The 14,463-nt window shown below is 36.9% G+C and carries 13 protein-coding genes; 8 read left to right on the forward strand and 5 right to left on the reverse strand.

Annotated elements, in window-relative coordinates; translation table 11 throughout:
* Positions 1-1,627 precede the first annotated feature (1,627 nt).
* The 4 genes from KKI44_RS22255 to KKI44_RS22270 all read right to left on the reverse strand — a co-directional run bounded on the left by KKI44_RS22255 (position 1,628) and on the right by KKI44_RS22270 (position 5,096).
* Positions 1,628-2,467 carry an SDR family oxidoreductase gene (locus KKI44_RS22255; protein WP_214589193.1) on the reverse strand — a complete coding sequence of 280 codons (840 nt, stop codon included), beginning with the start codon at positions 2,465-2,467 and terminating at the stop codon, positions 1,628-1,630.
* A 536-nt stretch (positions 2,468-3,003) separates the two neighbouring features.
* Positions 3,004-3,825 carry a DUF2314 domain-containing protein gene (locus KKI44_RS22260; RefSeq protein WP_214589194.1) on the reverse strand — a complete coding sequence of 274 codons (822 nt, stop codon included), beginning with the start codon at positions 3,823-3,825 and terminating at the stop codon, positions 3,004-3,006.
* A gap of 495 nt (positions 3,826-4,320) precedes the next feature.
* Entirely contained in the window at positions 4,321-4,635 is a 315-nt protein-coding gene (locus KKI44_RS22265; RefSeq protein WP_250902120.1) for a hypothetical protein, read from the reverse strand.
* Positions 4,636-4,667: 32 nt separating this feature from the next.
* Entirely contained in the window at positions 4,668-5,096 is a 429-nt protein-coding gene (locus tag KKI44_RS22270) for a DUF4268 domain-containing protein (protein ID WP_076393214.1), read from the reverse strand.
* Between the two features lie 140 nt (positions 5,097-5,236).
* On the opposite strand from KKI44_RS22270, the gene KKI44_RS22275 reads away from it, so the two are divergent.
* From KKI44_RS22275 to KKI44_RS22300, 6 genes are all read left to right on the forward strand, one after another.
* Positions 5,237-5,644 (forward strand): RrF2 family transcriptional regulator, encoded by a 408-nt coding sequence (locus KKI44_RS22275; RefSeq protein ID WP_076393217.1) that lies wholly within the window; start codon positions 5,237-5,239, stop codon positions 5,642-5,644.
* An 89-nt stretch (positions 5,645-5,733) separates the two neighbouring features.
* Positions 5,734-6,426, forward strand: coding sequence for a phosphoadenylyl-sulfate reductase (locus KKI44_RS22280; RefSeq protein WP_214589195.1), 693 nt, complete (start codon positions 5,734-5,736; stop codon positions 6,424-6,426).
* Positions 6,427-6,442: 16 nt separating this feature from the next.
* A complete protein-coding gene (cysD, locus tag KKI44_RS22285; RefSeq protein WP_214589196.1) occupies positions 6,443-7,351 on the forward strand; it encodes a sulfate adenylyltransferase subunit CysD in 909 nt (302 codons plus the stop codon).
* 205 nt (positions 7,352-7,556) lie between these two features.
* On the forward strand, positions 7,557-8,798 hold the full coding sequence (locus tag KKI44_RS22290; protein ID WP_214589197.1) for a sulfate adenylyltransferase subunit 1: 1,242 nt from the start codon (positions 7,557-7,559) through the stop codon (positions 8,796-8,798).
* A gap of 121 nt (positions 8,799-8,919) precedes the next feature.
* Positions 8,920-9,804, forward strand: coding sequence for a sulfite exporter TauE/SafE family protein (locus tag KKI44_RS22295; RefSeq protein WP_214589198.1), 885 nt, complete (start codon positions 8,920-8,922; stop codon positions 9,802-9,804).
* Positions 9,805-9,896: 92 nt separating this feature from the next.
* Positions 9,897-10,187 carry a putative quinol monooxygenase gene (locus KKI44_RS22300; RefSeq protein ID WP_087711034.1) on the forward strand — a complete coding sequence of 97 codons (291 nt, stop codon included), beginning with the start codon at positions 9,897-9,899 and terminating at the stop codon, positions 10,185-10,187.
* A gap of 152 nt (positions 10,188-10,339) precedes the next feature.
* Here the strand turns inward: KKI44_RS22300 and KKI44_RS22305 are convergent, their stop codons facing one another.
* Positions 10,340-11,140 carry a T9SS type A sorting domain-containing protein gene (locus tag KKI44_RS22305; protein WP_214589199.1) on the reverse strand — a complete coding sequence of 267 codons (801 nt, stop codon included), beginning with the start codon at positions 11,138-11,140 and terminating at the stop codon, positions 10,340-10,342.
* 96 nt (positions 11,141-11,236) lie between these two features.
* Here KKI44_RS22305 and KKI44_RS22310 point away from each other — a divergent pair, with 96 nt between their 5' ends.
* A complete protein-coding gene (locus KKI44_RS22310; RefSeq protein ID WP_214589200.1) occupies positions 11,237-13,354 on the forward strand; it encodes a TonB-dependent receptor plug domain-containing protein in 2,118 nt (705 codons plus the stop codon).
* A 15-nt stretch (positions 13,355-13,369) separates the two neighbouring features.
* Entirely contained in the window at positions 13,370-14,458 is a 1,089-nt protein-coding gene (locus KKI44_RS22315) for an HmuY family protein (protein WP_214589201.1), read from the forward strand.
* Positions 14,459-14,463 lie beyond the last annotated feature (5 nt).

Below are 14,463 nucleotides of genomic sequence, written 5' to 3' on the forward strand. Positions count from 1 at the left end.
CGCGGGTATAATCCATAACCGAAGAACAAATTTTGATTCGCGCGAGTTTTGGGAATTTTAGGATTACGTTTTAATTTTTAGCATTCAGGATCTAAGTCTTGAATTTTTGGTTCTTTTGTTTCAAGACAAAAGAAGTAAATTAATGCTGTAGAATTTGCTAAACGTTCATACTTTTACATTACCTGAGATACAAATCAAAAATGACTAAATCAGATGGCTTTTCCGACATAAGAGCTTGAAGCGTTAAGAAAATTAAAACGTAATCCGTTAAAAAATTTCCACTGTCTGAGCGCGGATATAATCCATAACCGAAGAACAAATTTTGATTCGCGCGAGTTTTGGGAATTTTAGGATTACGTTTTAATTTTTAGCATTCAGGATCTAAGTCTTGAATTTTTGGTTCTTTTGTTTTAAGACAAAAGAAATCAATCAATCCTAAATTGCTGTAGAATTTGCTAAACGTTCATACTTTACATTACCTGACATAAATCAAAAATGTCTATATCAGGTCTATATCACATGGCTTTTCCGACATAAGAGCCTGAAGCGTTAAGAAAATTAAAACGTAATCCGTTAAAAAATTTCCACTGTCTGAGCGCGGTTATAATCCATAACCGAAGAACGGATTTTGATTCGCGCGAGTTTTGGGAATTTTAGGATTACGTTTTAATTTTTAGCATTCAGGATCTAAGTCTTGAATTTTTGGTTCTTTTGTTTCAAGACAAAAGAAATCAATCAATCCTAAATTGCTGTAGAATTTGCTAAACGTTCATACTTTACATTACCTAAATCAAAAATGTCTAAATCAGATGGCTTTTCCGACATAAGAGCCTGAAGCATTAAGAAAATTGAAACGTAATCCGTTAAAAAATTTCCGCTGTCTGAGCGCGGGTATAATCCATAACCGAAGAACAAATTTTGATTCGCGCGAGTTTTGGGAATTTTAGGATTACGTTTTAATTTTTAGCATTCAGGATCTAAGTCTTGAATTTTTGGTTCTTTTGTTTCAAGACAAAAGAAGTAAATTAATGCTGTAGAATTTGCTAAACGTTCATACTTTTACATTACCTGAGATACAAATCAAAAATGACTAAATCAGATGGCTTTTCCGACATAAGAGCTTGAAGCGTTAAGAAAATTAAAACGTAATCCGTTAAAAAATTTCCACTGTCTGAGCGCGGATATAATCCATAACCGAAGAACAAATTTTGATTCGCGCGAGTTTTGGGAATTTTAGGATTACGTTTTAATTTTTAGCATTCAGGATCTAAGTCTTGAATTTTTGGTTCTTTTGTTTTAAGACAAAAGAAATCAATCAATCCTAAATTGCTGTAGAATTTGATAAACGTTCATACTTTACATTACCTGACATAAATCAAAAATGTCTATATCAGGTCTATATCACATGGCTTTTCCGACATAAGAGCCTGAAGCGTTAAGAAAATTAAAACGTAATCCGTTAAAAAATTTCCACTGTCTGAGCGCGGATATAATCCATAACCGAAGAACAAATTTTGATTCGCGCGAGTTTTGGGAATTTTAGGATTACGTTTTAATTTTTAGCATTCAGGATCTAAGTCTTGAATTTTTGGTTCTTTTGTTTCAAGACAAAAGAAGTAAATTAATTCTAAATTGCTGTAGAATTTGCTAAAACCTCCCATTTCCTTGCATCTCCTGTAATCGCATCTACTTTATTGGTAAGAAATTCCATGGTTCCTACGCCTAAAAGGAAATGTACCGGCGGATTTTGCTCTTTGCTCAGCTGAATCAGAACATCTGCTGCTTTTACAGGATCATTCGGCTGGTTTCCGTTGATTTCGTCAAGATGTGCCTGTTCCGAACTTCTTGCCGCTTCATAAGCCTGAATAGGATTTGCCGGAGTTTTTACCGAATCTTTAGCCAAAAAATCTGTACGGAAATATCCCGGATAAATTACCGTTGCATGAATTCCGAAATCTTTTGCTTCTTCAGCCAAAGCTTCCGTAAATCCTGCCACAGCAAATTTAGTAGAGCAGTAAATTCCCCAACCCGGAAAATTTCCCGAAAAACCTCCGATAGAAGAAATATTGAAAATATTTCCCGATTTCTGCTCACGAAGATAAGGCATAGCATTTCTGATGACGTTTAAAGTTCCGAAAACATTCACCGCATAATTTTCTCTTGCTTCCTCATCGCTAAGCTCTTCCAAAGTTCCGATCTGTCCGTATCCTGCGTTGTTTACCACAACATTGATCTGTCCGAAATGCGCTGTGGTTTTTGCAATGGCAGATTTTACATCATTATTGTCCGTAATATTTACACTTAAGGGCAGAAAGTTTTCCGAAGTCTCTCCAAAAGCGGAAATTAAAGAATTCACGGTACGGCTTGTTGCAGCTACCTGAAATCCTTCAGACAATAATTTTTTAACCAGTTCAAATCCTAATCCTTTTGAAGCTCCTGTCACGAACCATACTTTTTTTGTTTCCATTTTTAAATATTTTTTGTTGTTAAATGATGGTACAAAGATGGAAAGTTGTGCAGTAGGAAATGTAGCCGAATCAGGAAAGAATGTATTCAGATCGTGGATGGCAGAAAACAAAAAAGAGAAACGGGAAAGTTTCTCTTTTATATACTAATCGTGAGTTCGATGTAAAATCAGGATAAAATATCAATAGGAATTGACTGTAGCACATTTTATAGGATGTTTAAACTTAATGGTTATAACCATCGCAAAGGCGCAAAATATTCATTAAATATGGTCTCTTCCTAAGACGCAAAGATTTTATCTTCGATAAAATTAAGTATCAATCCTTATTGAAAATCTTTGATTTTCTTGCGCCTTAAAGACTTGAGATTAATAAAAATCTTGCGTCTTTGCGTTTTCCAACAAGAATATTTTATTTTTTAAAAGTTTAAACAAACTCAATTAAAAAACAATTAGCTTTAGCCAAAAACTTATACTTAATTTCGGTTAAAATTAATTTTCAATCTTCTAACATCAAACTTACTTTAATTAAGATAAAATCAATTTTCCAAAACAGGAATAATATGTTCCCAATTCAGTTGTCGGGCAAAGTCCAAAGCTGTTTTTCCGGATTTTGTCTTTAAATTTTTATCACCTCCTGCTGCAAGAATCACTTCCACAGAACTTAGATTTCCGGCAATTGTTTCCGCATGAAGCATAGAGTAGCCGTTACTATCCTGACCTGTAATCTCATCCGGATTTTCGCTGACGAATTTTACCAGCTCTTCCTTCATGTTTCTGCTCATCGGATGCTCCACAAGATTTTCAGGATGCTCTTTCTGTTCATAGACAATTTCAATATCATTAAAATCTCCGAAATCCATTTGCCACGCATTATCGTGTGCTTTTCTTTCCGCCGGAGACATATCCGAACGCATTTTCTGGATTGTAAATCCGCCATAAGCTTTCGGAGGAAGAGACTCTGCAGAAGATGAAAACAGTTTTGAAAGTCCTTTCGTTTTTTTTGCGCGTTGCGGCATGGCAAAAAGCCAGTCGCTGATTTCGTTTACAGGAATTTCCACATAATCTCCGACTTCAACATTGGTGAGTTTATTCGGTTGGTTGATGAGGTAGCCTTTGATAAGATCGCCATCGAAATTGATGTCATTGATCCACATATGTTCTACAATAGGTGAGTCTGAATAAGGATCTTCCTGAGAAAAAGCTACTTTCACACATGAAACACTCAGTGCCGGAATAATTCTTCTGTATTCCCAAGATTGCTCTCTCCAGAAATATTTAAAGGTTTCCTGCGCTTTTTTATAAGCTTTAGACATTTCAGGATCTGCTGCGTCTGCGAAAAATATTTTATTTTCTGACATTTTGTTTTAATTATTAGTTTTTATTTTGCTGAAAATTTATTCTGTTATTTTTATTTTGACCAAAATACAGAAAAATATAAGAACAGAAGGTTGAATTTTATACAAATCTGTTTAAACTTTTTATTTAACCGCAAAAGCCGCAAAAGATAAAGTAAACGTCTATTTAAAGTTGTGATTATAAATAAGAAGATAACAACAGTTTTTAAAAATCTTTGATTTTTATTCTTTTAAGCGCTTTGATTATTCTTGAAATTCGCTTTATCATTATCTTTTGCGGTTAACTCTGAATTAGTTTAAATCACAAGGTTAAAAATATTTAAGCGGTTTCCGATCCTGATTTGAATTAAAAATTCACGATTCACCTTGACACAAAACTAGCCTTTGAAATCTATTTTCAAGCTTCGAACAGCAAATTTCATTTGCCTTTGCCTTCTCAAAATTGTATTGGTAAAAATAATATTTGCGTTTAAAAAAAATCCAAATTGAGAAAAGTCCTTAAATTTTTCTTTTGTTACCGCATTTCGGGCAGAATGTAGCAGTTTCCGTTCGGTAAGGTTTTCCGCAGTTTTCACAGTCAGGACCATACATATCAATGAAATGATGCATGATGGCATTAGGATTTGTTTCTTCAAAACCGGTTAAATTATTGTAATAATCCAGCAGTTTTTTGAAATTTTCATTTAAAGGCTTTTTTCTGGTTGTTTTAAATTCCTGAAATCCTTCAGCTAATAATTTCGAAGCGATTTTTCCCTCTTCTTCATCAAGCATGGGAACATCCATTCTGCACCTCCAGCAATATCTTATTTTCATGATATGTTTTTTTATCCTTTAAGAACTATTCACTAAACATCCTTTATAAAATCCTCATATTCATAATAAAACCGCTCGAAGCCATCCATTTTTTCAACAAAAAATTCAAAAGCTTCCCTCCATGTATTTTTATTGAAAACAGAAATGCCGTGCTTTTCAACCCAGATTCGGCTGATAACTTTTCCGTTTTCCAGCGTATAAAATTCTTCCTTGTGAAAATCGCCGATAAAATCCTTCAGAATGTCTTCCAGTGACCATATTTTGTTGTAGTACGCATCTCTGAAAACTTCATCCTTCATTTCGATATCCAGAGAAACTTCCGCTTTTTTCTTATCCGCATAAAATTTAAACGACATATCCTTGATTTTGGTATCATACAAAATCCATTTTCTTGGAAAAGACTTTCCGAAAGCCGTCCAAAACTCTTTCTTTAACTGCTGTGCTTCCTGTTTACTGAACATAACGCAAATTTAGGGATTTTGCATGGAAGAAGGAAGTACGAAGAAGGAAGTAATACGGTCTCTGAAAACTCCCAGCTTCCATCTTCTAACTTCCAGCTTCCCTATTACATATATCAAACAATTTTCTTATTTTTGTAGTAATGCTGTCTAAAAAATCTCAATACGCTTTCAAGGCACTGTCATATCTTGTAGAAAAGAGAAATGACGGACCGATTCTTATTTCCGAAATTGCCGAACACAAGAAAATTCCTTTAAAGTTTCTGGAAAATATCCTGCTTGAGCTTAAAAAAGCGGACATTCTCGATAGCAAAAAAGGAAAAGGAGGGGGCTATTTCTTCAAAGAAAATCCGGAAAATGTAAAGCTGGCGAAAATCATTCGTCTCGTTAACGGACCCATTGCTCTGCTTCCTTGCGTAAGTTTAAACTTTTATGAAAAATGCGACGACTGCAGTGAAGATCATTGCGGTCTTCACGACGTTCTGATTGAAGTTCGCGACGCTTCGCTGAATATTCTGGAGAAAAGAACGTTAATGGATTTGGTGGATTAATCAGATCCTTTTTTTTAAAATAATTAGTCTACTTTTTTGGTAGGATAATTATTTTATCTGATATTTGCATTACTTCAAATGAACAAAATATGATTTCAAAAGAAGATGCAGAGTTACTGAAACAGCTTTCCGCAGAAGAGGGACTGAAATTTATTTCTTCAAAAATTTCGGAAGGGGTTGTTTTCTCCACCTCGCTCGGACAGGAAGATCAGGTAATTACAGATATGATTTTCAAAAATCATCTGCCGGTAAAAGTCTTCACGCTTGATACTGGAAGACTTTTTTACGAGCACTACGAATTGCTTTCCCAAAATAATTCCCGATACAAAACAAAAACGGAAGTCTATTTTCCGGAAAGTTCCGACGTGGAAAAATATGTGAATGAAAAAGGAATCAATGCATTTTATCATTCTGTAGAAAACCGAAAAGAATGCTGTTTTATCCGTAAGGTTAAACCTTTAAACCGCGCATTGGAAAATGCAAAAGTCTGGATTACAGGATTACGTTCCGAACAATCTGAAAACAGAGAAAATATGCCGGTTATAGAATGGGATGAAGATCGTAAACTATACAAATACAATCCTTTAATTCACTGGAATTACCAGAATGTTTTAGATTATCTGAAAGAAAATAAAGTTCAGGAATTGTCTTTACACAAAAAAGGATTCATCAGTGTCGGTTGTCAACCCTGTACAAGAGCAATCGAAGAAGGAGAAAATCCGCGCGTTGGACGATGGTGGTGGGAAAGTTCACAGAAAGAGTGCGGTCTGCATTCTCATTAATTCAAAAAAATAAAAAATGACGACACATACGTTAGACTATCTGGAGCAGTTGGAAGCAGAAAGTATCTACATTATGAGGGAAATTGCTGCTCAGTTTGAAAAACCTGCACTGCTTTTCAGTGGCGGAAAAGATTCTATCACTTTGGTTCATCTGGCAAAAAAAGCTTTTGCTCCGATGAAAATTCCTTTTCCGTTGGTTCATATCGATACAGGACATAACTTCCCTGAAGCATTGCAGTTCAGAGATTATTTAGCAGAAAATATCGGCGCGGAACTGATTGTAAGAAAAGTGGAAGATACCATCAAAGCTAAAAATTTAACCGAACCGAAAGGGAAATTTGCTTCCAGAAACTGGCTGCAAACCCACACTTTATTAGATACGATTGAAGAATTCGGGTTCGATGCATGCATTGGCGGAGCGAGAAGAGACGAAGAAAAGGCCAGAGCCAAAGAACGTTTTTTCTCTGTGCGGGATGAATTCGGACAGTGGGATCCGAAGCTGCAGCGTCCGGAATTGTGGAACATCTACAACGGAAGAATCAACAAAGGTGAAAACGTAAGAGTTTTTCCGATTTCGAACTGGACGGAGCTTGATGTCTGGAATTATATTAAAAAAGAAAATATCCAGTTGCCATCCATTTATTTTGCACATGACCGTGAGGTGATTGAATATGACGGACAGTTAATTGCAGTATCGGATTTTATTCAGATTGATGAAAATGATACAATTGTTAATAAAAAAGTCCGTTACAGAACCGTCGGAGACATGACCTGTACCGCCGCAGTAGAAAGCACTGCCGAAACTTTGAATGAGGTTGTGAATGAAATCACCGCATCCAGAATTTCTGAGCGCGGCGAAACCCGAATCGATGATAAAGTGACGGAAGCTGCGATGGAAGACCGGAAGAAAGGAGGTTATTTTTAGGCTGGAAGTTGGAGGCTGGAAGATGGAAGATGGACGTTTTGTAGTAAGTTTTCAGTCTTAGCCTTAATCCCAACCTTTATATTTAGGCTGGAAGTTGGAAGATGGAAGCCAGAAGTTTTTGTAGTAAGCCTTTAATCTTAACCTCAACCTTATCCTTAACCTCACTCTCAACCTCACTCAATTACTCATCATTAATAAAACAAAAGTGGACATATTAAGATTTATCACTGCAGGAAGCGTAGACGACGGGAAAAGTACCCTGATCGGAAGACTTCTGTACGACAGTAAAAATATATTGATCGATCAGCTTGAAGCACTCGAAAAACAGTCAAAAAATAAAAACGAAAACGGAGTAGACCTTGCTATTTTAACGGATGGTTTAAGAGCAGAAAGAGAGCAGGGAATTACCATCGATGTTGCGTACCGCTATTTTTCGACGCCGAAAAGAAAATTTATTATTGCGGATGCACCGGGACATATTCAGTATACAAGAAATATGATTACGGGAGCTTCTAATTCGCAACTGATTGTTATTCTGATTGATGCAAGACAGGGCGTGATTGAACAGACAAGAAGACACTCCATTATTGCGTCTTTATTGAAGATGAAAAATGTGGTGGTCGCCATCAATAAAATGGATCTCGTTGAGTATTCTGAAAAAGTTTTTAAAGATATAAAAGCTCAATATGAATTGGTTGCAGAAAAACTAGGGTTAAAAAATGTAAATTATTTCCCGATTTCGGCATTTCATGGCGACAATATTGTTGAAAGATCAGAAAATATGACTTGGTATGAAGGTTCTACGCTGTTGGATTTCCTCGAAACGGTTGAAATCAATTCAGATCAAAACTTTCAGAGTCCGAGATTTCAGGTTCAGTATGTCATTCGTCCGCAAACGGAGGATCTGCACGATTACAGAGGTTACGCAGGAGAAGTTCTTTCAGGAATTTACAAAAAAGGTGACGAAATTACGGTACTTCCTCAGAATATTCAGACTAAAATTTCAAAAATAGAAACAGGGGGAAAAGAAGTGGAATTCGTTTTTGCCAATCAGCCCGCTATTCTGCATGTTGAAGATGATATTGATATCAGCAGAGGCGATTTTTTAGTAAAAACTGAAAGCCTTCCGAAAGTTGAAAACGAAATTGAAGCCGTTGTCTGCTGGCTGGATAAAAAGGAATTAAACGAAGGAAACAAATATTTTATTCAGCACAAGAGCAAACTTTTAAAAGCGATTATCAAAGAAATCGAATATAAAATAGACGTTAATACTTTAGAAAAAACGCCGGTTTCTGAAAGCATAAAATTAAACGAAGTCGTAAAAATCCGTTTAAAAACAGCTTCACCCCTGGTTTTCGACAGCTTTGAAGAAAGCAATGCAACAGGCAACGCTATATTGATCGACGAGACAGGCAATTCAACGGTGGGAGCCGTAATGATTTTATAAATTAAACAAACATAATCTGAGTCATTTAGGAAAGATTTAAAAAGGTAAGTTGATTTAAAGTGAATTTTCTTAGCTGCATAAATATTTCAGTAATGGTTTAAAACGATAGAAAACAGAAAAAATGGTTATTTCAAGAAAAGTTCAGTTCAGGTTAAATGTATTTTTTGTGACGATCGCAGTTCTGTCGGTTGTTGCCTTTACGATGTATGAACTGGGCTATCTGGATGAACTGTTCACTGTTTTAGCCAAAGACAATTACATTTTCTATTGGATGATGTTGGTAGGAGTTTTGGCAGAAATCGTTGCAGGATCAATGGGAATGGGATACGGCGTAATTTGTACAACCACTCTTTTGTTCCTCGGAATTCCGCCTCATGCGGTGAGTGCGAGTATTCATTCTGCGGAAAGCTTTACAACGGCAGCCGGAAGCATCAGTCATATCAGACTGAAAAACGTAAGCAAAAGTCTGGTGAAAAGACTCGCCATTCCTGCGGTTTTCGGAGCCGTTATCGGGGCGGTTTCACTCACGTATCTCGGAGAATATTATTCAAAAATCACCAAAACAATTATTTCCTTCTACACATTATATCTTGGAATTCAGATTTTATCCAATGCTTTTAAAAATAAGCAGGACAAAAAATTAAAACGGAAAACAAATTTAACGCGTTTGGGAGTGATCGGTGGTTTTATCGATTCCTTTGCCGGAGGAGGATGGGGACCGTTGGTAACAGGAACTTTAATTAAAAATTCCTTTACGCCGAGATTTGCAGTGGGAAGTTCTACGGTGGCAAAATTTATTTTAACCTTAACGGCAGCCATTACTTTTATTTTCACATTGGGAATTCAGCACTGGAATATCATTCTCGGTCTTCTGATCGGAGGAATTTTTACCGCTCCTTTTTCTGCAATGTTAACGGCAAAACTTCCTGTGAAAAGTATGTTTATCATCATCGGAACTCTGGTCATCGTGATGAGCTCGATTACCATTTACAAATCTGTTTTTTAGTGATAAAATCTGTTAAATGTGGAAAAATAAAAGCATGAAATATCTTTTCGGTTTTGAAAAAATTCTACATTTACACCACTAAAAAAATAACAATGAACATAAACGTAGTTGCGCTTTTCAGATTTAATGAGAATTATCTGATGGAAGCAGTTGAACTTTTCCAGATACTGGTAAGAGAAACCAGAAAAGAAGAGGGATGTCTGCAGTATGACCTTATTGAAGACAAAGATAACAAAGGAACTTTTTTCATGGTGGAATTGTGGGAAAGTGAAGAACACCTGAACCGCCACAACGGGCAGGATCATTTGCTGAATTTCAGAAGAGACGTTTCTAAAATGCTGGAAAGTTCTACTCAGGTATTTAAAGGATTTAAAACTTTGTAATCTGTAAGAAGGAAGTTTAAAAATAACTTTACTCTTCCTGAGGGAAGCATAAAACTAAAAGGCTGTTCACCATTGCGGACAGCCTTTTATTAGAAAAAATAGAAAGTATTATCATTAAAGTTCAGGTGAACCTTTGTGATTCTGTGAAAAGTTTATTTTTTAATGAATTTTGATTTCACGATTTCTCCTTCCGCCGTTTCGATCAGGATATAATAAACTCCGGTTTGAAGCGTACTGATATCAAACGATCTTCCGGATAATTTTCCTTCGGCTGTTTTCTGACCTCCCGTTGAATAGATCTGAATTTTTTTCGGTTCTTTTTTAGCAACAAACTGCAATGCGGTATTGTCGGAATTCACTGCAAACTGTACACTTTCCTTTAATTTTGCCTGATCTGAAACCGCAAGTATCGAACTTACTGCGTAAGAAATATCATCCAACTGAATCGCGGTATGATTTAGACTTCCCACAATCTTAAATGCGATGTACTGCTTATTGGATGCAGGAATCGGTACGGAATACTGCGTATCTGTTGAAGTAAGCGTAATCGTATTTCCAATCTTTGTAAAACTTGCCATATCTGCTGTTGTAACGCCGTCCACAAATCCAACTTCAATAGTTCCGGTACTTCCCGCGGAAGATCCTGCTGTAAGGGAAGACTTAAACGTAAGCGTCTGAGTTCCGTCCGGTGCTACAATTTGCGGAGCAATAGCATAACCCGGTGTATTCGTTGTAAAAAAGCTGTAATACTGGATATGTTTGTCTGCTGCATTCGAATTGTCAACATATACCCAAGGTCCGGAACCACTCTGCACGCGGTTCCAGTTATTTTGCGGCCATGCTGCAGCTGTTCCTGCCGTGAAAGATTCAAAATTCTCATTAATCGTTGTTACCTGTGCATTTCCCGAAATCGCTGTAAGCAGTAAACCTCCAATAAGTAGTCCTAGTTTCATAACATTATTTTTATTTAGAATTATTCTACAAAATTATATAATTATTTTTAATTGTTCTAAATAAAATATTATATTTGTCAAAAATTTTTTGATCCTATGAAGAAGAAATTGCTTTCTGTTCTTGCTTTAACGATGATTTTGTGGATGGACGCGCAGAAAAAAGATTCTGTAAAGCTGGAAAAAATTGAAGAGGTTGTCCTTACCGGACAGTATACTCAGCAATCCATAAATAAATCAATTTATAAAGTGGAGGTTATTGATGCGCAGCAGATCAAAAATATGGCAGCAACCAATGTGGCAGATGTTTTAAACCAAAGTCTGAACATCCTGATTACTTCAGACCGCAATTCAGGAAATTCAACCGCGAGTTTACTGGGACTGGGTGGAGAATATACCAAGATCCTGATTGACAATATTCCTGTGGTGGGAGATGTAGGACTGGGAAACAATATAGATCTCACCAAGCTCAATATCAATAATGTAGAACGTATAGAAGTGGTAAGAGGTTCAATGGGAGTGGATTATGGAAGCAATGCCGTTGCCGGAGTCATCAATATCATTACCAAAAAAAGCACTCAGAAAAAATTAACGTTAAATGCTTCGGTTCAGGAAGAAACCGTAGGAAAAGAATACAATTGGTACAAAAAAGGAGAAGGAAGACATATTCAAACGCTGAATGCAGGATATAACTTAAATGAAAACTGGTATATCGGAGCCAATATCAATCATAACGATTTTCAGGGATTCAAAGGGACGCAGGAAGGATATAAGTATTTTGAACAGGATGGAAAAAGAGGATATCTGTGGCAGCCGAAAGATGTGCTGAATATCGACGGAGTGATCCGATACAGTAAAAATAAAACGTCCGTTTTCTATAAATTCGGCTTCGTTAATGAACAACTCAATTTCTACAGCCCGATTGTTTCAGAACTTTATTTAGGAGAGGGAAACAGAACTTATACTTCTGCCGACAGAGATTACCTCACCACAAGATACGTCAATCAGTTAAATGTTCAGACCAGATTAGGCAGCATCAATTATACAGGTGATTTTTCTTATCAGACTCAGGACAGAAAATACAGAGATTTTACCTATGATATTCCGAACAGGAAAGTAATGGGAACGAAAGAAGTTTATCAATCCTATAATAAAGCAGATGTCATTTATTCACGAGGTGTTTTCAGCAATTTTCTTGATGATAAAAAAATAGATTTCCAGTTGGGTTATGAACTCGATCATACCAAAGGATACGCAGGTTTTATTGCAGGAGATTTTGCAGGAAATAATGTTGACCGAAAAATTTTCAACTACGCCAATTTTATTTCAGCAGAATGGAATCCTACAGACTGGCTTTCATTGAGACCCGGTTACCGTTTGGCGCTGAGTGATAAATTTGATAGACAGCACAATTATTCCTTAACGGTAAGAGGTAAAATTGATGATTCCAGTAATATCCGACTCGTTACAGGAAGCGCGAACCGATTTCCCAATTTTGATGAACTCTACACCTACTTTGTAGACAGCAACCACGACATCAGAGGAAATGAAGATTTAAAACCGGAAGAAGGAATCACGATCTCTTTAAACGGAGACAAAAAATTCACCACCAGTTCAGGATGGAATGTTCAGGTAGGAGCGAGCGCAACGTACATGGATCTCAAAAACAGAATAGAAGTTCTGCAGATCAATCAGAGTCCGTTGCAGTACAAATACATCAATATCAACAAATTCAGATCATTACTTTTTGAAGCCAATTTTAAAGTTCAGAAAAACCAGTTCAGCCTTGCTGCCAATGCCTCTTATTATGGCATCGGAAAAGAACTCTTTTCAGGGACTCTGGTTTCTCCAGATGATTTCTTTTATACATTCGAAGGAAAACTGGCTGCAAACTATACCCTCCCAAAAACAGGAACCAATGTTTCGTTGTTTTACAGACACGTCGGGAAACTTCAGATGTTTGTCTTAGACAGTCAGGATATTGCCCATCCTTTTTATTATGTGGGAGAGCGCGGCAACTTCAATATGATGGATTTCGTCGTAAGTCAGCCCTTTTTCAAAAATCATTTTGAACTCAGTGCAGGAATCAAGAACATTTTTGATGTTTCATCCGTAAGAGACACCACCGTTGCCGGAACCGCGCACGGAACCACCGATCCGAACTCGAATCTTTTCTACGGCAGAAGCTACTTCACCAGACTAACCTACAACTTTTAAAAAATAATCATTGAAATGAAAAAAATACTGCTTTACCTCTTCATCGGGACATCATTCATCACCCAGTCCTGTATTAATGATAATGAAGATCCCGTTACCATATCAAAAATTGAAGGTTCCATCGTGAATCCTACCGTTGGCGGACCTACACAGCCCAATCAGGTCTGGTTTGATCTGGGAACGGATTCTGAAGTGCTGACCAAAAGAACCGATTGGGATCTCGCTTTGTATTCAGGAAGCAATTTTAAAGTCATTCTTAATTCTTCTCTGATGATGGCAGCAGGAAAAATCCCGAATGCTACAAATATCGATCTGGTCACAGAAGCTGAGGTTTCCGGTTTGCAGGATCTTGTACAGGTTGCGAATTTTAACCCTTCCAACACCATTTATATTGATGATGTGAAAGGAAACTTTCCTTCAGGATACACCGCAATTGAAGAAATTAATCCCAATGAATCTGAAAATGCAGTATACCTTCTGAACATGGGAAAAGGAATTTACACAGGAAATGTTCCTGCGGGAAGCGTTACCACAGCCGGAGAAAGCAGAGGATGGATGAAAATTCAGATCTTGAGAACTTCAAACGGAGGATATAAAATAAAATACGCCCCATTAAATTCTGCTTCTCACAAGGAATTAACCATCAATAAAAACTCCGCGTACAACTATAATTTTGTCAGCCTGAAAAATGAAAAAGAACTCTTCATTCAGCCTGAAAAAAAGAAATGGGATCTTTGCTTTTCGGTCTTTACCAATACCATTACAGGAGCTGGAAGCTATGTGTATGCAGACTTTATCACCATCAATAATGTAGGTGGAGCAGGAGCTTATGAAGTAAAAGCTTCAGGAACCACAACCGGGGTTGAAGCCTACAATAATTTTAAAGTTTCGGATATCGATCAGTCGAAATTCATTTACAACGATCAGCGTGTTATCGGAGGAAACTGGCGGGAAGTCGGACCTTCCGGATATCAGGTGAAAGGTGATGTATTTTATGTCATCAAAGATCCGGACGGATATTACTTTAAGCTGAGATTCACCAGACTTACGAGCAGCAGCGGCGAAAGAGGCTATCCGCAGTTCGAATACAAACCCCTGTTCTAAAATTT

Origin of the sequence: Chryseobacterium sp. ZHDP1 (assembly GCF_018603435.1) — a bacterium.
GTDB lineage: Bacteria > Bacteroidota > Bacteroidia > Flavobacteriales > Weeksellaceae > Chryseobacterium > Chryseobacterium indicum.